General features: G+C 60.6%; 4 protein-coding genes and 1 pseudogene. 4 read left to right on the top strand and 1 reads right to left on the bottom strand.

What is annotated here, in order from left to right:
• Window positions 1–1,408, bottom strand: a pseudogene (locus A3730_RS13660) (ATP-binding protein); the annotation flags it as partial.
• A 217-nt stretch (window positions 1,409–1,625) separates the two neighbouring features.
• Between A3730_RS13660 and A3730_RS13655 the strand changes: the two are divergent.
• The 4 genes from A3730_RS13655 to A3730_RS13640 all read left to right on the top strand — a co-directional run bounded on the left by A3730_RS13655 (window position 1,626) and on the right by A3730_RS13640 (window position 4,363).
• Window positions 1,626–2,033 carry a CBS domain-containing protein gene (locus A3730_RS13655; protein WP_007149946.1) on the top strand — a complete coding sequence of 136 codons (408 nt, stop codon included), beginning with the start codon at window positions 1,626–1,628 and terminating at the stop codon, window positions 2,031–2,033.
• A gap of 121 nt (window positions 2,034–2,154) precedes the next feature.
• A complete protein-coding gene (locus A3730_RS13650; protein WP_063519970.1) occupies window positions 2,155–2,646 on the top strand; it encodes a DUF962 domain-containing protein in 492 nt (163 codons plus the stop codon).
• 53 nt (window positions 2,647–2,699) lie between these two features.
• Window positions 2,700–3,494 (top strand): AraC family transcriptional regulator, encoded by a 795-nt coding sequence (locus tag A3730_RS13645; protein ID WP_063538255.1) that lies wholly within the window; start codon window positions 2,700–2,702, stop codon window positions 3,492–3,494.
• A 2-nt stretch (window positions 3,495–3,496) separates the two neighbouring features.
• Entirely contained in the window at window positions 3,497–4,363 is an 867-nt protein-coding gene (locus A3730_RS13640) for an enoyl-CoA hydratase-related protein (RefSeq protein WP_063520236.1), read from the top strand.
• Window positions 4,364–4,507 lie beyond the last annotated feature (144 nt).

Raw genomic sequence — 4,507 nt, 5'->3', positions numbered from 1 at the left:
GGTGTCGCAAGGCCAGTAGCCTCCCCAGCCCCCAGTAAATGGCCACCAGCAGTACCCCGAGAAACAGGTAGTACATCAGCGACGGTCCCAGGCTTTCCCAAACCACAATGACTGGCACCCAGGGGACAATCATCCAGCGCGCCAGATTGCGGGCATGGCGTGTGACCTGTTGGGTCTGTCCGCCGCCCAGGTAGGCGTTGGCACTCTGGGCGACACGCATGACCAGCCATTCGCCAATCAGGCAGAGCAGGCCATAGATGACATACAGCTGCGCCAGCGGCAGCAGCCACAGCAGAATCTTGCTGGAGGGGGTGTCCAGCAGCGGATCCAGGCGGCCCAGTACCAGCCAGATCAGAATCCACGGCAGAATCGGCGCCAGCCCGCTGATCAGGCGGCTGGCATTGAGCAGCCAGCGGCGCTCGCCACTGAGTTGCACCACCCGGTCATGCAGAGAGAGTGCCCAGCGGCGGGTGCGCTGCGCTAGATGAATCAGTAGCCAGAAACCCACCACCCCGAGAATCAGCGCCAGAATATTTTGCACCACCGGCATGAAGCCGCCATTGCGGATAGGGCCATTCAGGTCGTAGCGCATCAACGACACAATATCGAGCACGCGCAGGCCGATGCGCTGGCTTTCATGCTGCAACAGCACCGGGGCCTGGGCGAGGCCGCCCAGGTTGTTGATCTGGTCCAGCAGTGGGCGGTTCTGCCACAGTTCGGAGCGCAGTGTGCGTACGTCTTTCTGAATGTCCAGCCGGGTCTTGAGCAGGCTGCGCCAGGCGGTGGAGCTGGCTCCGCTAGGGGGGCGCAATGAGGGTAGCTGTAACCACAGCTCATCCAGCGTTTGCAGTGCGTCTGCAGGGGCGTTCTGTAGTTTGCCCAGCACCGCCCACACTTGTTGGATGTGCTGTTGTAGTACCTGGCTCGCCTGGCGAATGGAAGGGTCCGTCTCCGGGGTGTCGGACAGCGCCTGCAGTTTTGCATGGTGCGTTGCCAGATTCAGGAAGGCCTGGCGCTGGGGGAAATTGAGGCCGAAAAACGCTTGTCGCAAGGTGTAGAGCGATTGCTCCAGGGTGTTGATCTGTTGAGTCAGGGTGTCGATATCGTTCTGCAGGGCCGGGCATTTGCTGTCGACCACGGACAGCGGCTGCGGGTCGATCAGGGGCAGTAGCGGCCGCTGGTTCAGGGGGCGCCCGAGCAAGGTGTTGATCTGGTGCGGGGTGGGAATGTCGCCATCGAAAATGGATTGCAGGGTGTAGCGATCCGTACGCAGTTGTTGGCGCTGCTGTTTCAGCTGGGCGAGCGTCAGTTCGGCGGCATCACAGGCGGCATTTTCAGCAGCCTGAAGCGGGGAAATAACCAACAGGGCCAACAGCCCGAAAACCAGCCAGACGCGGGGCGATACCATTCGCTATTCCTCTGCTCCATGTAGGCCTGCGGTCAGGCTTTTGTGGTCATGCGTTGTGGCCATTGTAGGAAGGCGATGCCTGCGTTGTATAGCGATTGCCGGAATTGATCGCCGGCATGGGCAAGAACCGCAGGCAGGGGCTCGTTGGGGAGTGCTATAGTCAAAGCCATGAATCTGGACTGCCCGGCATTGGCCGGGTTGGCAGAAGGAGAGCGACATGCAAGAGATGACCGTACGTGCCTTGATGGCAAAGCACCCCATGGCAATCAAGACCGGCACCGAGCTCACCGAAGTGGTGGATGCCCTGCTGCAGCACAAGTTCACCGGGTTACCGGTGGTGGACAGCCAGAACAAGGTGGTGGGGTTTGTCTCCGAACAGGACTGCCTGCGCAAGCTGCTGATTTCCAGTTATCACTGTGAAGGGGCGCTGGTGGTGGAAGACTTCATGCACGATCAACCGCTGACGGTGAAAGAAGACGATTCTGCGGTGAACGTGGCGGAGCTGATGGTCACGGAAAAACCCAAAATCTACCCGGTGGTGGATGCCCAGGGCATCCTGACCGGCCTGCTGACCCGCGAGCAGGTGCTGCGTGCGCTGAAAGACAGCCGGCGCGGCTGCGACTGAGCGTCTCGTCTGCCGGTTTCCCAGGGGGCACCGCGCGGGATAACCCCTGCGTACAATTTCCGGGTGTGAGCTGCCGCTAAGCTGTGTGGCAGCTCAAAACAACAACTCGGGAGAGCTGTCCATGCGTGATCTCAATACCTTTCTGGCGGACTACGGCGATAGCCACCGCAATCCAGTGAATCAATGGGTGCACATCCTTTGTGTGCCGGCCATTTTCGTGTCCACCCTGGGGCTGTTCTGGCTGATCCCATTGGGGCACTGGCTGGGGCTGGAAGGCAGCCTGGCGTACTGGGTTAATGGCGGCACCCTGCTGGCCGCTGTCTGCATGCCTTTCTATTTACGCATGTCCCCAGGCATGACCGTGCTGATGGCAGCCTGGCTGGCGCTGTCGATTGCCGCGGTGGTGGCTGTGGATCGCAGCGCCCTGTCGCTGGGCTGGAGTGCGGCGGTGCTGTGGCTGTTGGCCTGGGCGGTACAAGTGTGGGGCCACAAGGTAGAGGGCAAGAAGCCGTCGTTTGTGGATGATCTGGTGTTTCTGCTGGTCGGTCCCATGTTCGTCAGCATCGAGCTGGCCCACAAGCTGGGGCTGCGCCGCTCCGGTGTGGTGAATTGATTCTGCGCTGATGAGCGTTGCCTGCCCGGCCCCGGGCGGGCACTATTTCCGGCATGTCTGTATCTTCGCCGGTTTCCCATCCCCGTTTGCTGACCCCGCTGTTTTTGTGGCAGGGGGGCTGGCTGATGGCGCTTTCCTCGCTGCATAACCAGCCCCATCAGCATGTGGCGGCGTCGTTACTGGTCGGGCTGGACAAGGATATCCGGGTGACCTGCGAGGGCCGTGAGGAAAACGCCCGGGCCGTGCTGGTGGCGCCGGAGTGCCAGCAAAGCCTGCACAGCGATGGCCCGGTGGCGATCCTGCATCTCGACCCGGACGAGCCGGCCTGGCGATCCCTGGCCCTGCAGCAGCCCCTGCCGGCGTCGCGTCAGCAGTGGCTCAGCGATACCTTGCGGTCCCTGTGTCGAATGGACATCGCCGCTGCTCAAGTCGCCACTTTCCTGGCGCAACTGCGTCAATTAGCGTCCCCGCCGCCGCTGGATGCCCGCATTGCTGCCAGCTGTGCCTGGCTGCGCGAGGCGCCGGAGCCGGCGCCCACCATGGCAACGGTGGCGCAGCAGGCCGGGCTGTCCGAATCCCGCTTTCGTCATCTTTTTCGTGAACAAACCGGCGTGACGTTCAAGCGTTATCTTCTGCACCTCAAGTGCCAGCGGGCCCTGTCCCTGTGGCACAGCGGCATGAATTTCACCGAGCTGGCGGTGCTCGCCGGCTTTTACGATCAGCCCCACCTCAACCGGACACTTCGTGCCATGTTCGACGCCCTGCCGTCGGGGTATGCTCGGGGTCAAACCGTGCAGGTAGTGTCCCTGTCGATACCTGCTGAAAACCGCACAACCCCTGTGGAGTGACCATGGATTATCAGGACATCAAGACCGATCTGAGCGAGCAGATGCTAACCATCACCCTCAATCGCCCGGACCGGCTCAATGCGTTTACCTTGCGCATGAAAGACGAGCTGGTGCATGCGCTGGCAGAGGCGGACCGCAACGATGACATCCGTGCGGTGATTGTCACCGGCGCGGGCAAGGTTTTCTGTGCCGGCATGGAAATGCAGCCGGAAGATGGCGGCCACCTGTTCGGTTATGACGACGCAGAAGGGATGAATCCGCCGCTGGAGACTATCCGCGATTCCGGCGGCGAGTTGTCATTGGCCATCTACAATTGCCGCAAGCCGGTGATCGGCGCTATCAACGGTGCGGCGGTGGGCGTGGGCATTACCATGACACTGCCCATGGATATTCGTCTGGTTGCGGCCAACAGCAAGATCGGGTTTGTCTTTACCCAGCGGGGGATTACCCCGGAGGCTTGTTCCTCCTGGTTCCTGCCGCGGGTGGTGGGTATCCAGAAAGCGTTGGAGTGGGTGATCAGTGGCGATATCTTCATGGCCGAAGAAGGCGAGCAGGCCGGCCTTTTTCACAGTGTGCATGACAAGGGTGAAGTACTGGATGTGGCCCGCTGCATTGCCCGCAAACTGATTGCAAAAAGCTCCCCGGTGGCCGTGGCGTTGGCCAAGCAGATGTTGTGGCGCAACCCCAATTTCTCCCATCCGGCGGAAGCCCATGTGGTGGAATCGAAAATGATTTACTGGTCCAACGAATTCTGGGACGGCAAGGATGGTTTCACCGCGTTCCTGGAAAAACGCGAGCCGCGTTTTGAGGCGTCACTGGCGGATATACCCAAACAATTTGATTTCTGGGACGAACCCCCGATTAAATAAAGGTTCTTTTTCAGGCTGCCGTTTGGCGGCCTTTTTGCGTGTGTGTCGCCTGGGCGACAATTCAATCTGAGGCAGGGATTTATGAAACGGGAAACAATTGCCATTCATGGTGGTTTTGCTGGCGATCCGCAGACCCATGCGGTG

Source organism: Alcanivorax sp. HI0044 (genome assembly GCF_001634945.1).
This window is presented reverse-complemented; position numbering and strand designations above follow the sequence as displayed.